26 protein-coding genes are annotated in these 22,581 nt (G+C 64.5%); all 26 read left to right on the top strand.

Translation table 11 applies throughout. The annotated features are described in order from the left end of the window. Positions 1-203: 203 nt before the first annotated feature. The 26 genes from Q5H93_RS14795 to Q5H93_RS14670 all read left to right on the top strand — a co-directional run bounded on the left by Q5H93_RS14795 (position 204) and on the right by Q5H93_RS14670 (position 22,562). Positions 204-1,508: a hypothetical protein gene (locus tag Q5H93_RS14795; protein ID WP_305007346.1), complete on the top strand. Its 1,305-nt coding sequence runs from the start codon at positions 204-206 to the stop codon at positions 1,506-1,508. Between the two features lie 26 nt (positions 1,509-1,534). Further along, a complete protein-coding gene (locus tag Q5H93_RS14790; RefSeq protein ID WP_305007345.1) occupies positions 1,535-1,813 on the top strand; it encodes a hypothetical protein in 279 nt (92 codons plus the stop codon). Then, entirely contained in the window at positions 1,810-2,205 is a 396-nt protein-coding gene (locus Q5H93_RS14785) for a hypothetical protein (protein WP_305007344.1), read from the top strand. Before Q5H93_RS14790 ends, Q5H93_RS14785 begins: the two co-directional genes overlap by 4 nt. Positions 2,206-2,297: 92 nt before the next feature. After that, the gene (locus tag Q5H93_RS14780) at positions 2,298-2,822 is read left to right on the top strand and encodes a hypothetical protein (protein ID WP_305007343.1); all 525 of its coding nucleotides are present in this window, start codon (positions 2,298-2,300) and stop codon (positions 2,820-2,822) included. A 66-nt stretch (positions 2,823-2,888) separates the two neighbouring features. After that, positions 2,889-3,569, top strand: coding sequence for a hypothetical protein (locus Q5H93_RS14775; protein ID WP_305007342.1), 681 nt, complete (start codon positions 2,889-2,891; stop codon positions 3,567-3,569). Positions 3,570-3,572: 3 nt separating this feature from the next. Beyond that, complete coding sequence (locus Q5H93_RS14770) at positions 3,573-4,889, top strand: hypothetical protein (protein ID WP_305007341.1); 1,317 nt, start codon at positions 3,573-3,575, stop codon at positions 4,887-4,889. Further along, a complete protein-coding gene (locus Q5H93_RS14765) occupies positions 4,886-5,593 on the top strand; it encodes a LamG-like jellyroll fold domain-containing protein (RefSeq protein ID WP_305007340.1) in 708 nt (235 codons plus the stop codon). Before Q5H93_RS14770 ends, Q5H93_RS14765 begins: the two co-directional genes overlap by 4 nt. Positions 5,594-5,650: 57 nt before the next feature. Next, on the top strand, positions 5,651-7,012 hold the full coding sequence (locus tag Q5H93_RS14760; RefSeq protein WP_305007339.1) for a S49 family peptidase: 1,362 nt from the start codon (positions 5,651-5,653) through the stop codon (positions 7,010-7,012). A 56-nt stretch (positions 7,013-7,068) separates the two neighbouring features. Continuing rightward, positions 7,069-8,025: a hypothetical protein gene (locus Q5H93_RS14755; protein WP_305007338.1), complete on the top strand. Its 957-nt coding sequence runs from the start codon at positions 7,069-7,071 to the stop codon at positions 8,023-8,025. A 76-nt stretch (positions 8,026-8,101) separates the two neighbouring features. Next, positions 8,102-8,461, top strand: coding sequence for a hypothetical protein (locus Q5H93_RS14750; protein WP_305007337.1), 360 nt, complete (start codon positions 8,102-8,104; stop codon positions 8,459-8,461). A gap of 52 nt (positions 8,462-8,513) precedes the next feature. Next, entirely contained in the window at positions 8,514-9,092 is a 579-nt protein-coding gene (locus tag Q5H93_RS14745) for a hypothetical protein (RefSeq protein ID WP_305007336.1), read from the top strand. 1 nt (position 9,093) lies between these two features. Beyond that, positions 9,094-9,363 carry a hypothetical protein gene (locus tag Q5H93_RS14740; protein WP_305007334.1) on the top strand — a complete coding sequence of 90 codons (270 nt, stop codon included), beginning with the start codon at positions 9,094-9,096 and terminating at the stop codon, positions 9,361-9,363. Positions 9,364-9,439: 76 nt separating this feature from the next. After that, a complete protein-coding gene (locus Q5H93_RS14735) occupies positions 9,440-10,063 on the top strand; it encodes a hypothetical protein (protein WP_305007333.1) in 624 nt (207 codons plus the stop codon). Then, positions 10,041-10,715 carry a hypothetical protein gene (locus tag Q5H93_RS14730; protein WP_305007332.1) on the top strand — a complete coding sequence of 225 codons (675 nt, stop codon included), beginning with the start codon at positions 10,041-10,043 and terminating at the stop codon, positions 10,713-10,715. Before Q5H93_RS14735 ends, Q5H93_RS14730 begins: the two co-directional genes overlap by 23 nt. Beyond that, entirely contained in the window at positions 10,693-12,378 is a 1,686-nt protein-coding gene (locus tag Q5H93_RS14725) for a hypothetical protein (RefSeq protein WP_305007331.1), read from the top strand. Before Q5H93_RS14730 ends, Q5H93_RS14725 begins: the two co-directional genes overlap by 23 nt. Before the next feature lie 237 nt (positions 12,379-12,615). Then, a complete protein-coding gene (locus Q5H93_RS14720) occupies positions 12,616-12,984 on the top strand; it encodes a hypothetical protein (RefSeq protein ID WP_305007330.1) in 369 nt (122 codons plus the stop codon). Then, positions 12,981-14,372 (top strand): hypothetical protein, encoded by a 1,392-nt coding sequence (locus Q5H93_RS14715; RefSeq protein WP_305007329.1) that lies wholly within the window; start codon positions 12,981-12,983, stop codon positions 14,370-14,372. The genes Q5H93_RS14720 and Q5H93_RS14715 overlap by 4 nt, the downstream gene beginning before the upstream one ends. After that, a complete protein-coding gene (locus tag Q5H93_RS14710; protein WP_305007328.1) occupies positions 14,369-15,388 on the top strand; it encodes a DUF6712 family protein in 1,020 nt (339 codons plus the stop codon). The genes Q5H93_RS14715 and Q5H93_RS14710 overlap by 4 nt, the downstream gene beginning before the upstream one ends. Further along, entirely contained in the window at positions 15,388-15,900 is a 513-nt protein-coding gene (locus tag Q5H93_RS14705; protein ID WP_305007327.1) for a phage holin family protein, read from the top strand. The genes Q5H93_RS14710 and Q5H93_RS14705 overlap by 1 nt, the downstream gene beginning before the upstream one ends. Positions 15,901-15,911: 11 nt before the next feature. Further along, positions 15,912-16,424 carry a DUF5675 family protein gene (locus tag Q5H93_RS14700; RefSeq protein WP_305007325.1) on the top strand — a complete coding sequence of 171 codons (513 nt, stop codon included), beginning with the start codon at positions 15,912-15,914 and terminating at the stop codon, positions 16,422-16,424. 5 nt (positions 16,425-16,429) lie between these two features. Further along, positions 16,430-16,924: a hypothetical protein gene (locus tag Q5H93_RS14695; protein WP_305007324.1), complete on the top strand. Its 495-nt coding sequence runs from the start codon at positions 16,430-16,432 to the stop codon at positions 16,922-16,924. A 292-nt stretch (positions 16,925-17,216) separates the two neighbouring features. Continuing rightward, positions 17,217-18,026, top strand: a complete 810-nt coding sequence (locus tag Q5H93_RS14690) for a hypothetical protein (protein ID WP_305007323.1) — start codon at positions 17,217-17,219, stop codon at positions 18,024-18,026. A 7-nt stretch (positions 18,027-18,033) separates the two neighbouring features. Next, positions 18,034-18,564, top strand: a complete 531-nt coding sequence (locus Q5H93_RS14685; protein ID WP_305007322.1) for a hypothetical protein — start codon at positions 18,034-18,036, stop codon at positions 18,562-18,564. A 1-nt stretch (position 18,565) separates the two neighbouring features. Beyond that, entirely contained in the window at positions 18,566-20,641 is a 2,076-nt protein-coding gene (locus Q5H93_RS14680) for a hypothetical protein (RefSeq protein ID WP_305007321.1), read from the top strand. Beyond that, positions 20,638-22,083: a hypothetical protein gene (locus Q5H93_RS14675; RefSeq protein ID WP_305007320.1), complete on the top strand. Its 1,446-nt coding sequence runs from the start codon at positions 20,638-20,640 to the stop codon at positions 22,081-22,083. Before Q5H93_RS14680 ends, Q5H93_RS14675 begins: the two co-directional genes overlap by 4 nt. After that, positions 22,080-22,562: a hypothetical protein gene (locus Q5H93_RS14670; RefSeq protein WP_305007319.1), complete on the top strand. Its 483-nt coding sequence runs from the start codon at positions 22,080-22,082 to the stop codon at positions 22,560-22,562. The genes Q5H93_RS14675 and Q5H93_RS14670 overlap by 4 nt, the downstream gene beginning before the upstream one ends. Positions 22,563-22,581: the final 19 nt, after the last annotated feature.

Raw genomic sequence — 22,581 nt, 5'->3', positions numbered from 1 at the left:
TTTCAGGTAAGGAGTGTTTTAACGCCACGGCTGATGCCGGCTCGACGCCGGCCGGGTGCGCACAGGGCTTGCTGCCAGCAACCCGGCGACCGCGCGGGCGGGGATGACAGCCCCCGCCTGCGCGCCGCCCAGGCTTTTTCTTTCCTTCTCCCCAGCACGTTCGCCGAATGTTGTCGATACCCTTTTGCCCTTCCCAAGCGCGGGTGCGTTTCTCCCAATTTATTGACCGACAAAGTGAAAAGCTGCACAAAGTGTGGCGTAAGCGCACGCTCAAGGACGGGACCGTGCAGCACTACGCAGTGCGCCCGAGCATCCTTTCCGACGGCGCCGAGAAGACGGGCTGGGCGCTGATTCGCCTGGCCATCCGGGCCGTGCTGGAGCTACGCAAAACCCCGCTGCTGGCCCAGGAGCTGGCCAGCGGCGACCCACCGCCGCTGGCCGTCAACAGCGAGGAGCTGGCCCGCACCGGCGTGCGCGGCAAGCGCGTGGCCGGGCGCACCATCCGCAACCACATCACCGAGCTGCTGCAGGCGGGCATTCTGCTGCGCAAGAAATTTCGCGGCCGCCAGCACGACTACTACGTGTGGGTCAACCCCCGCTTTCTCTGGGAAACGCCCCAGGAGGCTGAAAAAACGACCCCCCAGGCCGATTTTCAAGCGACCGGCAATGGGGTAGCCACGCTCCCCCCAGGCACAAACTTTCCGCCTAAAGGAGTTCATGAACCAGTTAAAGCTACTGAAATGGAAACCGGGCATGTGGATAAGTTACTACCCGTATCCACGCTAGCGCAACCAATTCAGCATCAGGCTACACATTCAGGCTACACGGGGCTGCTGCCCGCCGACGAAAAGGCCGCGCCGGGGCCGGAAACGCCCCCGGACGCCTCGCAAGCGGCCGTAACGCCTTCGGAGTCAGTAGCCCCGCCGGCAAGCGCGCCAGGGCCCAAAACGCGCCTGGCCCGCCGGCAGCACGACATGGTGCGCGAGGCCTGGTGGGCCTTCCAGCGGGAGGTGTACGGCCCGCGGAATATGCGCTTCAGCGAGGAGCAGGGCCGCCTGGCGCTCAACGCCGCCTACTTCGGCATCTACGGCGGCTTCCCCGCCGACTGGCCCCTGACTTACCAGGAGCGCTACCACGAGCAGGTGCTCGAACGCATCGGTCTGGTGGCCGCCTACTTCACGCGAAATCCGGAGAAGTACCCCCCGATGCCCTACGCCGAGCACGTGGCCGGCAAGGGCTACTTCGACGCTGAAAACGAGCGCGGCTTCATCGGCACGATGAAGTGGTACCAGACCCACCTGATGCACCGCCAGCAGCGGGCAATGGCCGAGGGCCTCAGTCGGGCCCGGCGCGAGATGAGTCAGCACCTGCGGGGCGTGGCCCCCAAGAAGGTGCAATCGAAAACCACGCTGGAGCTCTACCGCTACCACGAGCAGCGCATGCGCACCATCAGCCCGCAGGCCCTGGAGCGCTTCTATCAGCACTTTTCCCGGCCCGTCGTGGCCTAACTGTCTCACCCTAGTTCTTTCACCGCATGTCTACTGCCCTCACCACCAGCTGGGCCCGCCAGCAGCCCCACACCAAGGCCATCGTGTACTTCAAAGCCGGCCCGGGCCAGGACGGGCGCACCTTCTACGCCCGCGAGCTCTACTTCAACAAGCCCGTCAACAACCCCCGCCAGTACGGCATCGACGGGCTCAAGCGCATGATTGACAACTGGGGCGCGGCGAAGGTCGCCAACGCCCTCATCATCGACCTGGCCGATAACCAGGAGGTGCACAAGTTCTGCACCGAGCGCGGCTGGGTCAAATGAAGCTGCCCCTGCTCGACCAGTTCGTGCTGCTCGCGCGCGGCGAGGCCGGCCTGCTGGCCCGGCCGGTGGCCGTGCTCGTGCGCGACGTGACCCGCGCCACCCGGCCGGTGGTGGCCCTCGAGATGCTCAGCCTGACGCCGCTCGAGGCCCTGCGCAAGCAGCTGGAGCGTGTCGATAAGGCCGAGCAAGCCCAGCCGCCCAAGCCTGGCAAGCGCCCGGCGCTCCGCAAGTTGCGCGTGCCCTACGACCAGCTGGTGGCGCTGCTGCACCACCGCCACGCCCTCTACCACTGCGGCCTGTCGGACGAAGAGCACCTGCGGCTGCACGGCGTGGTGGGCAAGTTCCAGCAGGCCTCACTCAACCTGGCCCGCTACATCAAATTCCCCGGCTGAAGCGGTACTTTGAATGGCCCGGGTATTGTTCTAAGTTTGAGAAGTAAAACAGAAGCCCCTTGGAATACATCGACGTACCCGTTCGCCCCCACGTGCTAAAGTTCCTCCAGTTCTACCTGGGCGAGCATTATTTCCTCTCCGAGGATGACCAGTTTGGCTCCTACCTATTCGCGCAGATGCGTCGACCACGTCGGGATGCGCGCCGCGACCACGTGCTGGAGGGGTATGCTGGCCAGTGGCGGGTGTATTACGGCGCCGTGCCTGCCAAAAAACTGGGCTTGCGCCTGACTGGCAAAGTAGTACAGAAGTTTAATAAGTGGGTTGATGGGGTGATGAAGACCGAAATGGTCGGCTACATCAACTGCGAGGTGAAGCATGGCAACAAAATCAAGTATGCCATCGAGGAGTATTTGACCGAGCACGGCATGAGCGAGGAGGACGTGCAGGTAGAAACCCTCTACAAGCACTACCAGCGCAAAAGCAACAAGCGCAAGGCCAAAAAGAAGGAAGGCGTGGTGCGACCTGGGCGGCCGGAGGCAGAGTTGCGGAAAGACCTGCGCCGCCTCCCGCTGCCGGTGCCGGCGGTGCCTAGCGTTGTGGCGCGCCCGGTGGCCTAAAAAAAGTGGTGTTGCAAGTGTCCGTTTTGGTATTGCAAATGTCCGGTAATTTTTAACTTTTGTCCGGTGGCCGTCGTCAACCCCAATCCGTCCGAATTCGATAAATCCGTGTCGAGCCGCCTTGGCTCGCTCGCGCAGGCCCCGCAGCAGCCGCTGGCCGGCTACGCGGCCGCCTGGTACCTGCCGCAGGAAGATTTGGTGCAGGAGCCGGTGGTCGTCGGGGGGCAGGTCGTCGGCGACCTGGTGCTGGCCAGCGGCGCTGGCTGGCGCGTGCTGCCGCACACGCGGCACACGCTCAAGTTCGACGAGAAGCCCAAGCCCGAGCGTGGCAGCACCATCTACCATGTGAAGCTGCAGGCCGAGCGGCCCACGCCCACGCCGGCCGTGCTCGGCGCGCTGGCCGGGCTCGAGCGCCGCCGGCTGCTGCTGCTGGTGCAGGAGCACTCGGGCGCCCGGCGCCTGGTGGGCAGCCGCGACGAGTACCTGCGCCTGCTCAGTGCCAGCGAAGGCCAGCACCCGGGCACGCACGCCGGCCTGAGCCTGGAGCTGAGCGGCGAAACCACCCGCCTGGCGCCTTATTACGCGGGGGCCCTGGTGGTGCTCGACGGCGAGGCGCCCGGTGCCGACGCCGTGGGCAGCGGCGTGGTCGAGGTGCGCGATAAGGCCGGCCGACTTATGGCCACCGTGCCCGCGGGCAACACCTTAATCATAACGAGCGGCTTTCGGGTGGCGCTTAGCATTCAGTAAATCATGGCGGTACTTACCCAGACCGAATTCGACGAGAAGTACGAACTGCTTTTCGCCGACAACGAAATCCAGAATATTGTCGAAGGCACGCTTCGCGAGCTGAAGGATGATATTAAGGACTCCTTTGTTAGCCTGAAGAGTCTCACGGTAAAACAGGTGCGTGGGGCCGTGTACCCGGTGCCCTACACCGACAACCTGGACCTCATCCCCGTAGGCTACCGCATCCTGGGCATGGAGGCCGTGGCGCGTAATGGTGTCGACTCGGCCACGGGGGGCGCCGGCGTGGTGGCCCGGCCCATCACCTACCAGCTTATCCAGGACTCGGACGGCGGGGTCGACGCACTTATCGACGAGCAGCCTGACACGACGACCACGGTAAAGGCCCGCTGGGTGCGCACCAGCGGCACGGACGACGAGAAAATTGCCTCTTTCCCGGTGCTGCTGCTCGAAGACCAGAATTACAAGGCTGGCGATATCCGGCAGTACACCTTCCCCGGGGGGCAGACGCGCCTGGTGCAGTGGAAAGCCGACAGTGTGGGCTTCACGCACCCGGCGCCCACGGGCGAGGATACCGACCCGATTTACCGCAACTTCGCGCCGCTGACGGCGGCCGGCGGCGGGGGCAGCAGCACCTTCGCCGGACTGACGGACAGCCCGCTGGCCAATGCCCTGCTCGCCGGCCTGCTCGGGGACAAGGCGCCGCTGGCCTCGCCGGCCTTCACCGGCACCCCCACCGCTCCCACGCAGGCCGTCGGCAACAGCTCGACCCGCGTGGCCACCACGGCCTTCGTGATGAATGCCCTGGGCGCGACGCTGGCCAAGCCCTGGTCGGCGCGCAGCTATGGGCAGTATGAGCTGGCCACCGCCGGCGGCGGCCTGTTCGTGGCCAAGCTGGCCCACGCCAGCGCCACGAGCCCGCTGCTCGATGCGGCCTGGGCCGACAAGTGGGAGGTGCTGAGCCCGCCCACCGCCCTGCGCCTGCTCGATAACCCCACCGCCGCCACCGGCGATATTTTGTCGTCGGTGACCTGGAACGGGCTGCAGGAAGCGCGCTGGCTGCTGCGCAACGGCCAGCCCCGCACCATCAACCTGCCGGCCACCTTTCTCGAAAATGTGACCCGGGAGCTGCACATCCAGACTGACAGCTTCGCGGGCAACGACCTGGTGTGGGCGTGGCCGGCCGGCTATAATCTGTACGTGGTGCAGGGCCGCAGCCTCTCGCCCTCGCCGGATGCCAGCGGCCGGACGGGCTACACAGTCAAGCGCGAAGGCACGGAGTTCTGGGTAACCGTTGGCCCTAACTACCAGCTCAAAGTATGAGTGCCGCCGCTGTCGTCGGCCACCACAGCCTGAATGTGGGTGGCCCTTTTGGGGTGTATGGCCTGCAGTTTGGCTCCGGCAAATACGTCAGCACCAGCACCGCCATCACCGGCAACGCCAGCCGCACCTACCTGGTGTTTGTGAAGCCCACCAAAACGCTGGGCTACGCGTGGGGCACGGCCGTCATTCCCATTTTCTGCTCCGGCACCACCGCCACCAACCAGGACTTTACCCTGCGTTACTATGGCAGCATCACGGCCAGCAGCTGCTACCTGGCCTTCAATGGCTGGAGCAATGACTTCAACCACTACATCACCCTGGAGGCGGAGGTGTGGACGTGCATCGTCGTGACCTACGACGGGGCGAAAGTGAAGCTGTTCGTCAATGGCGTGCAGCCCATCAGTGGTACCGGCGTGCCGGCGGAGAAAGCCACCACGGCCCTCAACACCGCCACCGGCCCGCTGCGCTTCGGCACTGACCACAACGGGAACTCGACCGGCGCCACTTTCGCCGGCTTCCGGGTGGAGACCGTCGCCCTCACGGCCACGCAGATACAGAGCACCATGAGCACGCTGCTGCCTCCGCACGCCAGCCTCTACGCGCAGTGGCCGCTCACCGAGGGCAATGGCGCCACGGCCGACGACAACTCGGGCAACAACCGCACCCTCACGCTGGTCGGCAGCCCGGTCTGGGTGGGGCTGTAGCTGTCCTTTTTATCGGCCGCACGTGCGGGGAGCTTTGCATCGTCTTAGCTACCACCGATGCGCGTCAACCACCTCCTTTCAGCTATTCTTCGCGGGCCGTTTGCGCTCCAGCACGAAACTGTGCTGGCCTATTTGCCCCGCGTGGCCACGATGCTGCGGGGCGAGGGTGAGCAGGGCGAGTTGCCCAAACCTAAAGTACGGTCGCTCGTCGTTGTAGCTGGCACGGACGGTCTGATGGCCGCCACCGTGGCCAGCCGGCAGCGCGTGAAGGCCTACGACGATGCCCCCGCCGGCTCGGTAGCCATCCACTCGCTCAAGGGCGTGATGATGAAGCAGGACCAGTGGGGCCTGTGCGAAGACACGCCCGGTACCGCGAGCCTGACCCGCGCCCTGGTCGCGGCCGATGCCCACGAAAACGTGGTGGCGCACGTGCTCGACATTGACTCGGGAGGGGGCACGGTAGATGGCACGGCCGAATTCGCGGCTACCATCAAAGGACTGACCAAGCCAATTGTCGCTTATTCGGATGGTATCGTGGCCTCGGCTGCCTATTGGGCGGCTTCGGCCTGTCAGCGCATTGTGCTTAATAATAGCACGTGCGCGGTAGGCAGCATCGGGGTGATGTGCAGCATTACCGACTACAAGCCGATGCTGGAGGAGTTGGGCGTGAAGTTTCACGAACCGCGGGCCGATGATTCGGACGAGAAGAACGAGGACTTCTACCAACTGCTGCAGGGCAATTACAAGCCCTACGTCACCAACGTGCTCAACCCGCTGCGCGAGATGTTCGCCAGCACCGTGAAGCAAAACCGGCCGCAACTGGCCACCAAAGACGGGGAGAAGCTGCTGCGCGGCAGCATGTACTTCGCCGAGACCGCCACCGCCAGCGGCCTGGTGGATGAAATCGGTCCCTTCTCCCGCGCTGTCGAGCTGGCTTTGGAGCTGGCCGCCGGCGATTCCGGCTCCGACGCCGGCACCAGTGCTACTTCGTTAACCACCAATACCATGTTTGGGAAAAACAAATTTCCGGCCGTCGCCGCTCTGGCCGGCCTGCAGGGCGCAGCCATGACTCCGGCCCTCGTGTCGGCCGCCAACGACGAGTTGGAAGCCGCTAACATCACCGCCGCTGCCCTCATCAGCCAGACGGCCTTCGACGAGCTCACGGCCAAGGCCGGCCGCGTCGACCAGGCCGAAGCGACTGTGAAGGCCACCACCGACGCCCTCGCGGCCGCTGGCGCCAAAGATGTGGCGGAGCTCATTGCTCAGCGCGACGAGGCCCGCACCACCGCTGAAGAATACGGCAACCAGCCGGGCGAACTGCCCACCAGTTCGGAGAAAATAAAGTCCGACGTCGAAGAGTCGGCCGAGACGCCCGACAAGGAATGGGAGGCCATTCATGCCCGCATGCTCAACAGCTAGGCCCAGCCGCCTTGCTACTTCATTCAACCGATTTCCAACGCTTTCACCGTTAAGCCATGCTTACTATCACCGACGTAGTCTCCCAGTTTGGGTCGTACTACATGAACAACGGCCAGAACCTGCAGCGCCTCTTTACGCTGCTGCGCTCGGCCACGACCACCGAGTCGATGTTCACGCCCATCAACACCGACGACACGCTGTGGCGCGCCGCTAAGTCGCTCTTCAGCCGCGTCGTGCAGCCGTTCCAGAAGCAGTGGACGCCGCTAGCTGGCGTCACCTTCGTGCCGGTGGCCATCCAACAGTTCAAGTTCAAGGTGGATGCCAACGAATACCCCGATGAACTGGAGGCAACCTGGTTGGGCTTCCTCGACGGCGAGGACATCGACCGCAAGGCCTGGCCGTTCGTGAAGTGGTACTGCGAGGTGTACCTCATCCCGCAAATCAAGCAGGACATCGAGCTGAACGAAATCTACCAGGGCGTTTTCGTTGCTCCGACCGCCGGTACGCCGGGCGCTGCCGGCACGTCGATGAACGGCCTGAAAGTGACCATCAACGGCCACATCACTGCCGGCCGCATCACGCCCATCACCACGGGCGCCATCGACATCACCAACCCCGAAGCGGTGGTGGACCAGATGGAGGCTTTCGCCGACGGTATCGACAAGCGCTACTGGAACATCCCGATGATGCTGGGCTGCTCGGAAGGTATCGAGCGGGCCTTCAACCGCGGCCAGGAGCGCAAGTACGGCAAGAACACCAAGGGTGGCGAGCTGGGCAACAAAATCAACAACACCAACATCACCCTGTTGGGCCTGCCCTCGCACAACGCCACCCAGAAAATCTGGTGCACGCCCAAGGCCAACGCCATCATGCTGCGCAAGAAGCTGGCAAACCAGACGAAAATCCAGGTGGAGAGCGTCGACCGCCTGCTCAAGTTCTTCACCGACTTCTGGATGGGCATTGGCTTCATCATCCCCGAAATCGTGTTCACCAACGACCGCGACCTGAGCTAGTAATCGAATAGCCGGCCGCTCCCTGCAGAGGGAGCGGCCGCTTTACGCAGTCATTCATTTTTAAGCAACTACTCGCATGACCGAGAATCAAGAAGAGAATAAGCCCAGCTACGCCGAGCTGGAGGCCCTGTATGTGCAACAGGTGAAGCGCAACGAGGATTTGGAGGGCGAACTGGCCACCTCGACCGAACTGGTCGTCGACCTCAACACTCGACTCGACAATGCCACTGTCAGCGTGGAGTTGAGCCCGGTGATTGTCGTGACCCACGAGCAGAAGAAGTACCGCGTCATCGGTGCCAAGTTCAAGCACAAGGGCATGGAGTACGCCGCCGCTGACCTCAGCAAGCACGCCGATGTGGTGGCCGCACTGGTGGAGTCGGGTTCGGAGCTGCTGCAGCTGGTGCCGGCCAAGGCCAAAGCAACTGCGTCGAAGTAGCTCGCCGGCTACTTCCGCCATGGTTTCATTTTAAGTTAAGGAGAACAGCAACATGGCTGATTTAACTGACCTGCCCGGCCCGCAAGGCAAAGACAACACGCCGGGCCTGAAGAGCATCATCTACATCGCGCCCCTGATTTGGTTTTCCCTCATCAAAGGCTTCAAAACCACGACCGCCGCTGGCGACTCGGTGACCATCGACGGCTCGCACCAGTTCTTGCCTGAGAAGGGCTTTATCAAAGCCTACGGCACCAACGACTCGGCCGAGCTCAAGCTCGACCCGACCGGCGAGCGCGACGGCCGCGGCAAGAAGGCCACGTTCGAATTCTTCAACCCGGGCAACACGCCTGAGGCGGCCGAGTTCGACCGTACCATCAAGAACCTGGACTGCATCGTGCTGCTGCAAACGCCCGATGGCGTGGTGCAGCAAGTCGGCGCTGATGGCCTGGGCTGCGAAATCCTGGGCAGCTATGCCTCGGGCAAGCTCTCGGGCGGACGCCGCGGCTACACCTTCAAGGGCGAAGCCTACCAGAACGGCAACCAGTTCTACAAGGGCGACATCGTGCTCAAGGATGGCTCGAGCGTGAACGCGGCCACTGGGGTGATAACGCCCGCACAAGGAGGCGGCTAAGATGGTCACGCAACGACTGCCGGCCGAGGTGGCCGCGCTCTACGAGCAGACGACCCACTCCACGCGCTTCTACGTGCAGCGCCTGGGCCGCGAGGTAGACCTGACCAAGCTCACGCTCGCCGAGGCTGCGGAGTTGGTAGTCCTGCCGGGTGGCTTCGAGTGGCTGAAGCGCAAGGAAGCGGCCCCGGAGCCGGCGGTCGAACTAACGGCGCCAGAGGCGCCCAAAAGGCGCCCGCGGGCCACGAAAAGCAAGGGCGCAGGGGGAATGTGAGAAGGGAAGCGCGCCCTTGCAAAAACGCCTCAGCCACTGGCTGGGGCGTTTTTTTTCGTCCTTTTTAGGGCTACTTGTGCCGGCCACCTTTGCATCGATGGAGGATGTGAGAGACTGGCTGGAAGGAGAGGAGCGCGACTACAATGCCGGCGTGGCGCTGTATGAGGTGCACGGCACCAGCACCGTGGTGCGCAAACTGCTGGCCCTGGGCGAAACGGAGTTTACGCGGGGCAAGCTGCTGCAGGCGCTGCAGCAGCTGGTGAGCACCGTGCCGGTAGTGGTGCCAGTGCCGGCACCGGTAGCGGCGCCACTACCGGCGCCAGTAGCCGCGGTCGACCCGCAGCGCCGCGATTGGTTTGCCGAGCGCAACTACCTGCATGCGCAGCTGGGTCTCGTGGCCACCGATGCCGAGCGGCGCGAGCTGGCCTTCCGCATCCTCGCCCTGGGCGACCTCATCGCCGAGAGCTACGACCAGGCGGCCGGCCGCGCACCGGTGCCGCCACCGGTGGGCGAGCCCTCGCCGGGCCTGGCCAGCATCCAGGACGAAGGTGAAATCCGCCGGCGGCTGCTGAACCTGCGCCCGCAGCGCTCCAAACTCAAAACAAGGCCCCACCGGGCGGCTGACCTGGCCCAGGTGGAGGCTGACATCTACTTACTGGAAACGAAGCTGAAACGTGATGGAGGAGAATCCCAACTATAACAAAAGCACCGAAACGGCCCTCGACCGTATTCGGGCGTCGTTTTTCGACGACGAGGAAGATTCCGGGCTCTCGACGAGCGACCTGGAGCAGAAAGGCCAGCTCGTGGCCACTCATGCCTGGCTCACCCAAGGCAAGTCGGTGGAGAAAACCGTGGTGCTGCTCTGCGCCCGCTATACCATCGGCCGGGCTACGGCCTACCGGCGCATCCGCGACACCACGGCCCTGTTTGGCGAGGTCACGCGCACCCACAAGGAGGGCGTCAAGCACATTCTCTACGAGATGGCCATGGGCGTCTTCCGCAAGGCCATGAAGGCCCAGGATAAGTTCGGTAACCCCGACCTGAAGGCCGCCAACGCCGCCATCAAGAACATGGCCATCCTCAAGGGCCTCGACAAAGAGGATTCGACGGCGCTGACGCCGGAAGTGCTGGGCAATAAAACCTACGTGCTGCAAATCAGCCTCAACGGGGCCGATGGCAAGCCCAAAACGGTGCAGCTGGATAAGCTCGATGACATGGACGCGGCGACCTACGCCGAGCTGGTGGAGACGGTCGAGCGCAGTGACGTGAGCCTGGACGGCATGCGCCACTTGCTCCTAGAAGCGCAGGAAGCCGAAGAAAACGACGACGATGACGAAAGCACCGAAGATTAAGCCGCTCAAATTCAACCGGCCGCAGCTACGCTTCATGATTTCGAAGCTGGCCAGCGCCGTGAGCCTCTGGGGCCGGGCCACCGGCAAGAGCACGCTCATTGCCTGGCTGATGCACCTCATCGTGACGCGCATGCCGCGCTCGTGCTGGGGCATCGTGGGCTCGACCTACCAGCAAATCCTCACGCGCACGCTGCCGAGCACCATCGCGAGCCTGGAGCGGCTGGGCTACTACAAGGACGTGCACTACTTCATCGGGCGCAAGCCGCCGCCCTCGTGGCGGTGGCCGGAGCCGTTCCAGCGCCCGGTCAAGTACGACCACTTCATCATTTTTTATACGGGAGCGGGTTTTCACCTCATCAGCCAGGACGGCAACGGCTCCAGCAGCCGCGGCGTGAACCTCGACGGCTACATCGGCGACGAAGCTCTGCTGCTCGACCGCGATAAGCTCGGCACCGACGTCATTGCCTCCAACCGGGGCAATAAGGACTTCTGGAAGGGCTGCGACCTGCACCACGGCAAGTTTTTGTTCTCCTCGATGCCCTGGGGCGATACGGGCAAGTGGCTGCTCGACGATTCGGCCTACTACGAGCGGGATGGGCATCCGTTCCAGCAGACCCGCGACCAGCTCATTAAGCTGCAGCTGGAGTTCGTTGATTCGCGCTCGCTGGAGACCCGCCTGAAGCTCTACGAGGAGATTCTGGCCCTGAGCGCGCAGCTGACGTTTTACGCCAACCCCACCAAGCTCAAGAAGGCCGGTAAGGAGGTGCCCCGCGGCCTGCTCTACTCGGAGGCCAACATTTTCGACAACATCGAGAACCTGGGCATCCCCTACCTGGAAGAGCAGCGGCGGGAGCTGTCGGATTTCATGTTCCTCATCGAAATCCTCAACCAGCGGCCCAAATCGGTCGAGGCGGGCTTCTACCCACGCCTGGCGCCGCGGCACATCGAGGAGTGTCCCAACAACGACTACGTGGCCGGGCTGGAGTTCAACCTCAATAAGCTCAAGACGCACGATAGCAGGATGGATGGGGACTGCCGCAGCCACCTGCCCATTCGGGGGGCAGTGGACTGGGGGAGCAAGATTAGCACCTTCACCGTAGGTCAGATACACGAGGATAATCGGGAGTACCGCTTCCTCAAGGGCATGTACGTCAAGCATCCGAAGCTCATCAACGACCTGGCCGATATGTACGCCAAGTACTATGAGTATCACCTGCGGAAGGAATTCCACTTCATCGAGGACACCGAGTGGGGCAATGCCCGCAAGCCCGATGCCGACCTGACCTATAACCAGCAGTTTGCTGAGCGCCTGAAGAGTCACGGCTGGCGCGTGCGCCACTTCAACCAGGGCCGCGTGCCCAGCTACGCCCACCGCTACCACCTGGCCCACGAGCTGCTGGGCGAGGAGGATGAGCGCCAGCTGCGCATTCGCTTCAACAAGGTCAACTGCAAGGACGTGCTCACGGCCATGAGCCTGGCCCCGGTGCGGCAGGACAGCCGCGGCGCCATTGCTAAGGATAAGAGCAGCGAGAAGAAGCTCACCGTACCAGGTCAGGAGGCCACCCACTTCACCGATACGGTCGACCTGCACTTCCTCTCCATCGACAAGCACGTGGCCCGGGCCATCGGCAGTGGGCATGGCCTGCTCCTTGTCACGTCGTAACGGCAATTGCCACGCGCCAACATGCAAAACCCCGTTTCCACGCTGGAAACGGGGTTTTTTAGTGGTATATCCCCTGGGCGCGCTCTGGCAATTGCCATTTTTTGCACAGTGCGCGTCGGGGTGTTCAACGACTAAATGAGACGGAAAACGCCTCAAAACGGCCAAAAAAGGCCTTCCCGGTAGCGCCAGGGCACTTTGCCGTGAGACTGGCTTTTTTCAGGCGATTCCGGCAGGCGATTGCTGTCCTTTTTTCAGGTGCGCGGGGCCTGGAATTTTGCCTCGATGATTGCGAACAGTGTGCGGCTGACGGAGGTGCTCCGGCAGATGGAAGAAGGGGAGGAGCGATTTTCAATCCGGTTTGTGACGGCTGACCGCCGGCGCAAAACGGGCGGAAAGGTGGAGGCCTGGCAGGATTGCCAGCTCTCGCGCCGGCGTCGGGAAGTGGGCCAGCGGCCCGCCCCGGCGCCGGCCACCGACTCCCCGAGCCGGCTGCCCAGCCACTACCAGAACGCCACGCGCAACATCGTGCAGAAGAACAGCTCGCAGGTGCGGAAAGTCCACATCTGGCTGATTCTGGAGTTCAACGGGCTAAAGGTGGTACTGTGAGGAGGGTAGTAGTAAATCAGGACGCCACGCTGGCGTACACGCAGCATTCGGGCACGGCCTTTCGACTGAATTTGAGCGCCAACTCGGCGGCGGCCGTGCGCGGCGCTGGAGGCAAGTCGGTGCAGGAAGAGGAACCCACCTCGCCGGAGAAAAAGCCGGATGGGGGGGGCGACGTCATCCCCTGGGGAGAGGACAATCTGTTTCCGCAGGCCGTCATCAAGGACGTGGAAAAGAATACGATACTGCCCTCCCTGCTGGAGAAGAAGACCAGCATGATGTACGGGGGCGGCATCGTCTACGGCATTGTCACCGGCGTCAACAAGGACGGCTCCAAGATTTTTGAGGCGCAGGAAGTACCGGAAATCGAGGAGTTTATGGACGCCGCGAACGTGGGCCTGTACGCGATGGAGGCGCTGCTCGACATCAACTACTTCGCCAACGCTTTTCCGGAGCTGGTGGTGAGCAAAAACCGGCAGAAAATCGTCGGTATTTCCACCCAGGAGGCGCCCTGGACGCGCTACCTGAAGCCGACCAAGGGCCTGCCCACCCACGTGGTCATCAACGCCAACTGGGACAACGGCGGCACGGCCACCGACGCGTACGCCACGCAGGTGCCCATCCTCGACCCCTACTATGACGCGGTGGGCAGCCTGCGCGCGCGCACGGATGGCTTCAAGTTCATCTATCCTATCAGTATTCCCTCGCCCGACAAGGCCTACTACCAGCTGGCCAGCTGGAACGCGGTGCGTCGCTCGGGGTGGCTCGACGTGATGGCGGCGATTCCGGAGTTTAAGAAGTCGCTGTTTAAAAATCAGTTGTCGGTCAAGTACCTGGTCACGATTCATTCGGCCTACTGGGAGTGGAAGTATGGCGACTGGGAAGGCCTGAGTCAGGACGAAAAGGTGCGCCTCATCAATGAGGAGCTCACCAACTTCGACAACGTGATGGCCGGCACCAATGGGGCTGGTAAAACGGTGATGAGCACCACCATCCTCGACAAGCGGGATGGCAAGGAGGTGGAAGCCTTTAAAATCGAGGCCATCGACGACAAGCTCAAGGACGGCCTCTACATCGAGGACTCGGGCGAGGCCAGCTCGCACGTCTACACCGCCGTGGGCGTGCCCGGCGCGCTGATGGGCGTCTCGCCCGGCAAGAGCATGGGCGATGGCGCCGGTGGCGGCTCGGAGCCGCGGGTGCTTTTCAACAACTTCATCAGCACGGCCCAATTCCACCTCGACCTGGTGCTGGCCCCGCTCAACCTCATCGCCCGCTACAACAACTGGACGGTCAACGGCAAGCCCGTCAAGTTTCGCTTTCTCAATCCTTTCGTGATGCAGGCGGAGGCGAAAAATACGCCGGCGGCTGACCCGAAACAACAATCGAAATGAGCGCCTTCATCCGCACCTTCCAACAATTCGTCGACCAGGTCGGCGTGAACGTGAACGGCGAACTGGCCGAAGTGCAGCGCTCGCTGCGCGTGGCCGAGGGCGGCCGGCTGCGCGAGCTGCTCGGTCCGCTCTACGCTTCCCTGCAGGCGCTGCCTGACGAGGACGTGGCCAGCCTGCTGGAGCCTGGCAGCCCCGACGTGCGTGCCGAGTTGCTGCGGCTGGTGCAGTGCGCGGCCGCCAACCTGGCCATGGTGCATTACCTGCCCTTCGTGCAGGTGCAAATCGACAGCGTCGGCGTTAGCTTGCTGGTCACCAAAACGGCGTTTCAGTGGCAGATAAACGACCTGAAGGGCGCCTTCACGGCCACCGGCTACACGGCCCTGGAGGACGTGCTGCGCTACCTCGAAGCCCACCGCGAGTCTCCGGAGCTGGCGGCTTGGGCCACGTCGCCGGCAGCGGCCCGTAGCCGGCGCCACTTCCTGGCCACGGCCACCGAGTTCTCGCTGCACTACGACATCGCCGATTCACGCCTGACCTACCTGGCGCTGCTGGCCACGCTCCGCAAGGTGGAGGCCTTCCAGCTGGAGCCGGTGCTCGGCACCTCTTACTTCCAGGAGTTGAAGGGCGAGCTGCTCACCGGCACGCTCAGCGCCGACAGCCAGCTGGTGCTCGACGAGTACCTGCGCCCGGCGCTGGCGCACCTGGTCGTGGCCAAGGCCGTGCCCGAAGTGGGCCTCACGTTCCAGGGCAGCTCGTTACAGCTCAATATCTACCGCTTCGACGACGCGAACAACAAGGAGGCCGACGCCGGGCTCGACGCCCTGCTCACGCTCAAAATCGACCAGGCCCGCAAGGATGGCCTGGTGTACCTGACCAAGCTGCGCACCTTCCTGAATGCCAACGCCAGCGCCACGCGCTTCGCCACCTACTTCGCCTCGCCCACCTACACCGACCCCACCGCGCCGCGGCCGGTGGTGAGCAATGCTGCTGAAAACAAAACTTACCGCTTCTTCTAATGCTATTGATTCTGCCGTCGCTGCTGGCTAAAGTGCTGGCTGTATTTGAGAAATACGTCTTCAACGACTGGCAGGCCCTAGGCTTCCTGATGGTCGTCTTCCTGCTCGACACGGCGCTGGGCATGGCCCGCAGCTTTAAGCAGGGCCGCTTCCACTCGCGAGGTATGCGTCAGATGCTGGTCAAGCTGCGCGAGTACGCCATCGGCATCGTCATCGCCCACGTCTTCTGCAATCTGGAAATCGACGGCAGCAAGCTGCCCTGGGCGCAGTACATGGCCATGGGCGTGAAGGGCATCATCTACTCCTTCATCCTGCTCATCGAAACCAAGTCCATCGACGAGAATCTGCGCGGCCTGGGCGGCCGCGGCCTGCCCCTGCCGGCCTTCCTGCGCAAGGGCATGACGGACTGGGAAGAAAATGGCGCCTTCCGCTCCAAAGAGCCGCCAGCCAACGCCGAGCCTACGCTCGCAGCGCCCGCGGCGGAGCCGGCCGCCCCTGAACCTGCCACCTAATTCATTGTCCGATGAAACAACTACTTACCGTCGTGCGGCAGCCTTCTGCCGCCGACTGGACCCTTTCACGCCTCTTCGTCAGAGCCGCTGATTACTGCGCCGGCATCGAGGACGAGGCCCGGCCCGCCGGCCGCGAAGTGTACGCCGAAACCTGCGTGCCGCTGGGCACCTACCCGTTGGGCCTGCGCCAGAGCCCGGCCTTCAGCACCTCGTTTTATACCCGGGACGGCGTGAACCTCATCGAGCGTGCTGCCTGGCTGCAGCTCAAATCGGCCGAGAAGCTGCTCTACAAGCCGCACGACCTGATTTGGGTGAAGGGCAGCCTGGAGAAGCGCCTCATTCTCTTGCATTGGGGCAACACCGACGACGACACCGCCGGCTGCTATATCGTCGGCGAGAAGCACGGCACCATCGGCCATCAGGCCGCCGTGCTCAACTCGCGCCGCACTTACGTCAAGCTCTACGCGGCCATCATCGGCGCCATTCGTGCCGGTGGCCAGTCCATCGAATACCGCCTCGCCTAACGACTATGCGCGCACTTCTTCCATTGAGCCTGGCCCTGCTGCTGCTCGGCAGCTGCGCCGGCTCGCGCCAGGCCTCCGAGCCCGGCCTCGACCCGCTGAGCACCTGCCTGGCCATCGCCGACTCGACCGCCGCGCAGCTGCCGGCGTACCTAGTACCGCCGCCGGCCGGCTCCACGCCCCGCCAGCGCCGGCAGTGGCAGCGGGCTCAGGCCACCAACCTGGCTCGCGCCGGTGTGCTGCCCACGACCGTTAAAATCAAGCACAGTGCGGTGGCCACCGCGCCCGGCGCCGTGGCCCTCACCAAGCCGCGGGCCTCCGTCGCCGCCGGCGAGGGCGCCGTGGCCAGCACCGTGGGCAAGGCCAAGGCGCCGGTGGCCACTGGCCATGGCGCGCATGCCGAGCAGGTGCAGCCGCCGCGCTCGTTTCCCTGGTGGGTATTGGCCGTCGTAGCGGCCCTGCTCGGGCTCAACCGCCTGGTGCGCGGCCGCTGGCTGCTATAGTTTGTGGTATCTTCGCCCCGCTAACACTTTCGGGAAATACAATCCATACGGCCGGGGAGGAGCGTGACCTCCATGCTTTGGGCCGATGGTCCGGAAGTGTTAGCAGCGATTTCCCCGGCTTTGCCGACCTGCCTGTAACGAAAAAGGCCCCGACCGAAGTCGGGGCCTTTCTTTTTCATTCACCAACACAGTTTCTCACGACTGCGTTGATGGGGCAAGGATAGCAGCTTTTTAGTGTCCTTTTTCCGGTTAGGGTAGCAGCGGAGCTTTGTTAAAACAACTGCTTCCTGCTGTGCATACTGTAGAACTAGATGGCCACACCCGGCAGGTGCCGGCCGAGTGGAATGAGCTTACCCGGCCGCTGCTGCTGGAGCTGGTGCCGGCGCTCTACTCGCCGGCCGACTCGCCCACGCAGCTGCGCCTGCGAGTGCTGCGCGTGCTGCTGCAGGTAAGCTGGAACCAGCTGCTGGAACTGACCAATGTGCAGCTGGCCCAGGTGCTGTGGCTGGCCGACCCGTTTGTCGATGAGGTGCGCCTCATAAAGCAACTCGTCCCCACGCTGCAGGCGCCGGGCCGCGCGCGCTGGTGGGCGCCCCGGGAGAACTTCCGCAACGTGAGAATGCTGGAGTTCATTTTCGCCGACGCCTACTTCGTGGCCTTCAGCCAGGACCTGAGCCGCACCGACTACCTCGACCAGCTGGTGGGCGTGCTCTACCGCCCCGAGCGCACGCCCTACCGCCCCAATGCCCCCGACTACGCCGGCGATAGGCGCGAGGAGTTCAACCCGGTGCACGTGGCCAAACGGGCGGCTGGATTGAAGGGCAAGCTCCTGAGCGAAAAGCTCGCGGTGTACACCTGGTACCGCGGGTGCCGCGAGCAATTGGTGCAGGAGTTCCCGCAAGTATTCCGCACGCCGGACGAGCAGGCGCCCGACCCCCAGCAGGGCGGCTGGGCCAAAGTCGCCCGCGACCTGGCCGGCGGCATTTTTGGCACCCTGCAACAGACCGAGCAGCAGCTCGTGCGCGACATCCTGGCCAAGCTCCAGGACGATGCCCAGGAGGCCGAGCGCCTCCGTCAGCAAGCCAAATCCACCAATCCGTAAGTACGTTATGCGTTTTTCCGCCTACACCCAGCTCTTCCGCGACCTGGCCCAGCGCCACGTCGAGCTGCAGGCCACCGAGGCCAACAGCCGCTTTTTGCGCGTGCGCATCGCCAGCGACCCCATTGCCCAGCAGCTCGACCTGCACGAGTTTCACAACTCCCTGCGCTCGAAGCTCAATGCGCCCGCCGGCCAGGCCCTGTTCGTGCTGCAAAACTATACGCTGGACTACGGCGACAACGAGGGGGATTATTTCACCCGGCAGCCGCAGGGCGCCTTCTGGGTGCTGCGCCGCGAGTCGCCCACCGACACGGGCGCCATCGAGGCCGCCATCGACGCCTGCGAGGCCATTGCCGAGGAAATCCTGGCCGCCGTGGTGCACGAGCAGCAGCAGAATTACCAGGTGCGCATCAGCGTGGGCGACGCCTACGCCGAGCACATCGGCCCGCTGGCCAACCAGTATTTCGGCGTGTGCATGCACTTCACCTGGCGCGAAACCGCCACCCAGGACCTGACCTACAACCCCGCTAAATTCCAGTAACATGCCCGGCGAACGTTTAGCTAAATTAACCCTTTCGGTCAACGACTTAGTTGCCGGCGGCGCCGTACGCCTCAAGTTGCGGGGCACCTGGGTGGCTTTTGCCCGTGGTGGTTCGAATCAGATGATTCGCAATGGGCTGAATGGAATGGACTTCTACCAGTTTAAGGGCTATCCTGACCTGGCGCAGGACGTCGACAGCCTGCTGGCCGCTATCCGCTGGGTGTGCACGGACCTGGCGGCGGCGTACGTCGTGTCCGCCAAACGCGAGCTGACGGTGCCTGGGGGCGATAGAACCTTTGCCTTTGACGTGGAGGCGGCGGTGTACCAGCCCAGCTACGACCTGGACTTTACGGATTACTGGCCGGAGTTTAACCGGTTTGCCGTCGTGGCCAACCGGACCACTATCCGTCCGGTGGTGGCCTACGCCGCCATCAGCAACGCCACCATCTTCGGCTCGCCCACCGGCTCCATCCTCGTCTTTGCCGAGAACGGCAATGCCGGCGTCTACACCTACGTGTGGCAGGATACGAACGCCCCCACCACGCCCGGGCGCTCCAACGTGCCCAACGGCACCTACCTGTGTACCATTACCGACGCCAGCGGCGCCTACACCGTGCTGCAGGTGGTGGTGGGCTCCGACCCGCGCCTCGACGTGCTGGTGGCGCGCACCGGCGACGACGTGACGCTGGTGCCCAGCGGCGGGCTGCCGGGCTATACCTACGCCTGGGCCGATGGCCCCACCACGGCCACCCGGCCCGGCCTGGCCGCCGGCACCTACACCTGCACCGTCACCGATGCCCGCGGCGCCACCCGCGTGGTGAGCGTCGTGGTGGAGCCCTACCGCTATTACTGGAGCCTGAACCCCGTCACGCTCTACCTCGACGCCGGCGCCGACTACCGGCTCGACCCCGCCACCAAGCCCAACCTCTCGTTTGTGTGCCAGGTATGGGTGGAGAAAGGGTACCTGAGTGGCGAATACGAGCAGATTGGGGCCGAAACCGAGCAGCCGGCGGACGCTGCCGGCCGCACCGTATTCGACGTGCAGGCCCTGCTCGACGCCTACCTGGGCGAGCAGCTGCCGGCGCTCAACGAGGGCCGCATCCAACGCGCCGGCGCGCACTTCCGGCGCTTCTACCTCAAGCACGCCGAGAAGTTTGGCGAGCCGCCGGTGCCGGCGCCGCTCAGCCAGCAGCAGCAGCACTACGTGGTGCTGGGCGGGCTCGACTTCCTGAACTACCCCACCGGCGCCTGGCTGGCCTACCAGCAGCAGGTCAAGCCCTTCCTGACCTGGGAGCCCAACGACAAGAAGGTATTGCCGGCCCAGCCCGAGTACCTGGCCTTTATGCCGCTCACGGCCAGCCTCACCGGTTTTCGGCAGTGGGTGCGCCTGCGCTTTGCCGATGGCAGCACCCAGACCCGCCGGCACGAGGAAGTGCCCACCGGCGTCAGCCGCTTCGAGGTGTACCACCTGCCGGCCGGTTACGCCCAACTGCAACTCACTGACCCGCCGGGCCTGGACCCCGGCCCTAAAAGCGTCGTGGCCTGGGACGTATGGGTGAGCGACCTCAACGACGTGCCCGTCTCGGAGGTGCGCCGCTACCAGCTCGACCAGGCGTACTATCCCTACCAGCGCTTTTTCGTGTACCTCAATAGTCTGGGCGGCTGGAACACGCTGGCCGTGACGGGCGAGGCCAAGCGTACCCTGGAAGTGGAGGCGGAGGACGCCGACCGCGGCCTGCCGCCCGGCTACGACCCGCTGCTGGGCACCAGCCTGGCGCTGCAGCGCTCGGCGCAGGGCCAGCTGAGCCTGGCCACGGCCCCGCGCCGCCGGGCGCAGCTGCTCCACGACCAGGAGTTGCTGCTCTCCAAGCGCGTGCTGCTGCAGAGTGGCGGCCAGTACTGGCCGGGCACCATCACGGCCAAGAGCGTGACGCTCGTCGACGAGGCTCAGGGCCTGGGCCGGCTCGAGCTGGAGTTTAAGCTGGCCAAGTCGCCGCTCTTCACCCCGCGGCTGCCGGTGGTGCCGGCCGGGCGGCCCATCGCGTCGGTCGCCGGCGGGGAAGGAGCCCAGCCATGATGCGCCTCGTGACCCTGGCCCCCGCCGAGGAGCTCGACCTGCCCGGTGCCGACCTGCGCCTGGAAATCAGCAACCCGTACTTCAGCACCGACAGCATCCCGGGCACTATTACCCAGAGCCTGGACCTGCCGTGGACGCGCCCCAACCTGCGCGGCCTGGGCTTTCCCGACCGCTACCGCGGCCCGGGCGGCCCGCCGCCGGTGCCGGCCGACTGCTACGTGGACGGTGCCCGCTGGCGCCGCGGCAAGCTCGTGTTCCGCGAGTGCGACGTGCCGGCCCAGCGCCTGCGCTACCACTTCGTGGCCGACGCCGCCGACCTGGCCACGCAGCTTAAGGACGTCAAGCTGGCCGACATTGCCCTGGGCAGCGTGCCCTTCAGCCGCGTGCCGAGCACCGCTGACTATGCCCTGCTGCCGGTGCGCAACGCCCTGTTTTTCGGTGATGACGAGGAGCAAATTCCCGCCGGCTACCACGGCGTGCTCAACTACTACACCGGCGGCGTGTACCCGGGCGACGCCCAGCTGGCCCCGCAGCTCTACCTGGTGCCGCTGCTGCGCCGGGTCATGGCGCATTTCGGCTACACCGTGGAGGGGAGCTGGGTGGAGGATGCGGAAATCCAGCAACTCGTCCTCTACTCCGACCGCGTGGTGGGCCTGGGTACCTTGGAATTAGAACTGGCACAGCACGTGCCCGACATGACCGTGCCGGACCTGCTCATCGCGCTCCAGCAGCTTTTCTGCCTGGGGCTGTACTTCGACACGATGCGCCAGGTGCTGCGCCTGACGCCCCTGCGCGACGTGCTGGCGGCCGCCCGCCGCCAGTACCGGGTGCGCGCCGGCCAGCGCCAGACCACTGTGGCCAACGACACCAACGGCTTCGAGCTGCAGCTGCGGCCCGCGGGCGACGACGAGCTCGACAAAACCCTCGACCGCAGCTGGCAGCAGGCCCGCTTCGGTGCCGGCGGCGAGAAAATCGAGGTCACGGCCGGCACGCTGCACCTGGTCTACGCCACCGACGAGCAGCACGTGGGCCGCTCGTGGCTGCTGCCGGCCATCGAGGCCGCCGGCGCCGTCGCGGGTGAGGCCTCCAAGGCGGGCCTGCGGCTGCTCTTCGACCGCGGCCTGCAGGCCGACAACCTGGGCGCGCTGTACCCGCTGGGCTCGCCGGCCACGCGCAGCTATGACGGCCATATCGTCGGCCAGTACTCGCTGCTGGCCGGCGACCTGGTAGCCGACTGGCACGCGGCCTGGCTCACGTTCCGGAGCCGGGCCGTGCAGCACACCTACGAGGCCGCGTTCCGCCTGCCCGACCTGCTGGCCCTCGACCCGGGCCGCGCCGAAATGCTTGACCACCACCTGCACCTGTGGGAAAAGGTGAGCCTGACCATCAGCGCCACCAGCGCGTTGCAGCGCGCCACCATCACCTACCGCGAACTGCTATGAGCCAGCGCCGCACCCCCGATGGCGTCTTGCCGGAGACCTTCGCCCGCAACGAGCGCGACCTGGCCGTGGCCTGGCTGAAATACAGCATTGAGAAGTTTCGCGCCAACATCAAGCGCCTGAAAATCGGCTCCACCCAGGAGCTGTACAACTCGCTGAAGGGGGAGCTGCTCAGCAGCGCCGGTGCCGACGAGCTCAAGATTCGCCTCAGCTACGCCGTGCACGGGATGTTCGTCGACATGGGCGTGGGCCGCGGCATGGCCGCCGGCGTGACCAAGGCCTACGGTGCCGAGTATCGCCGGCGCCGTGATGGCCAGGGCCGCCTGCTCCGGCACGAGCGCCGGGCCAAGCGTTGGTTCAGCAAGCAGATGGGCCGCGAGACCAAGCGCCTGAGCGAGCTGGCCAGCGAGTTGTGGGGCCAGGTCATGCTGGCCAGCGCGGAGGCCGCCGTGCCGACCACTGCAGCAGAAATTATCTTTTAAGTTAACCAACGGAGGAAGA

Source organism: Hymenobacter aranciens (genome assembly GCF_030580865.1).
Taxonomy (GTDB): domain Bacteria; phylum Bacteroidota; class Bacteroidia; order Cytophagales; family Hymenobacteraceae; genus Hymenobacter; species Hymenobacter aranciens.
Note: the sequence above shows the minus strand (reverse complement) of the source record. Positions and strands in the feature narration are given on the sequence as shown.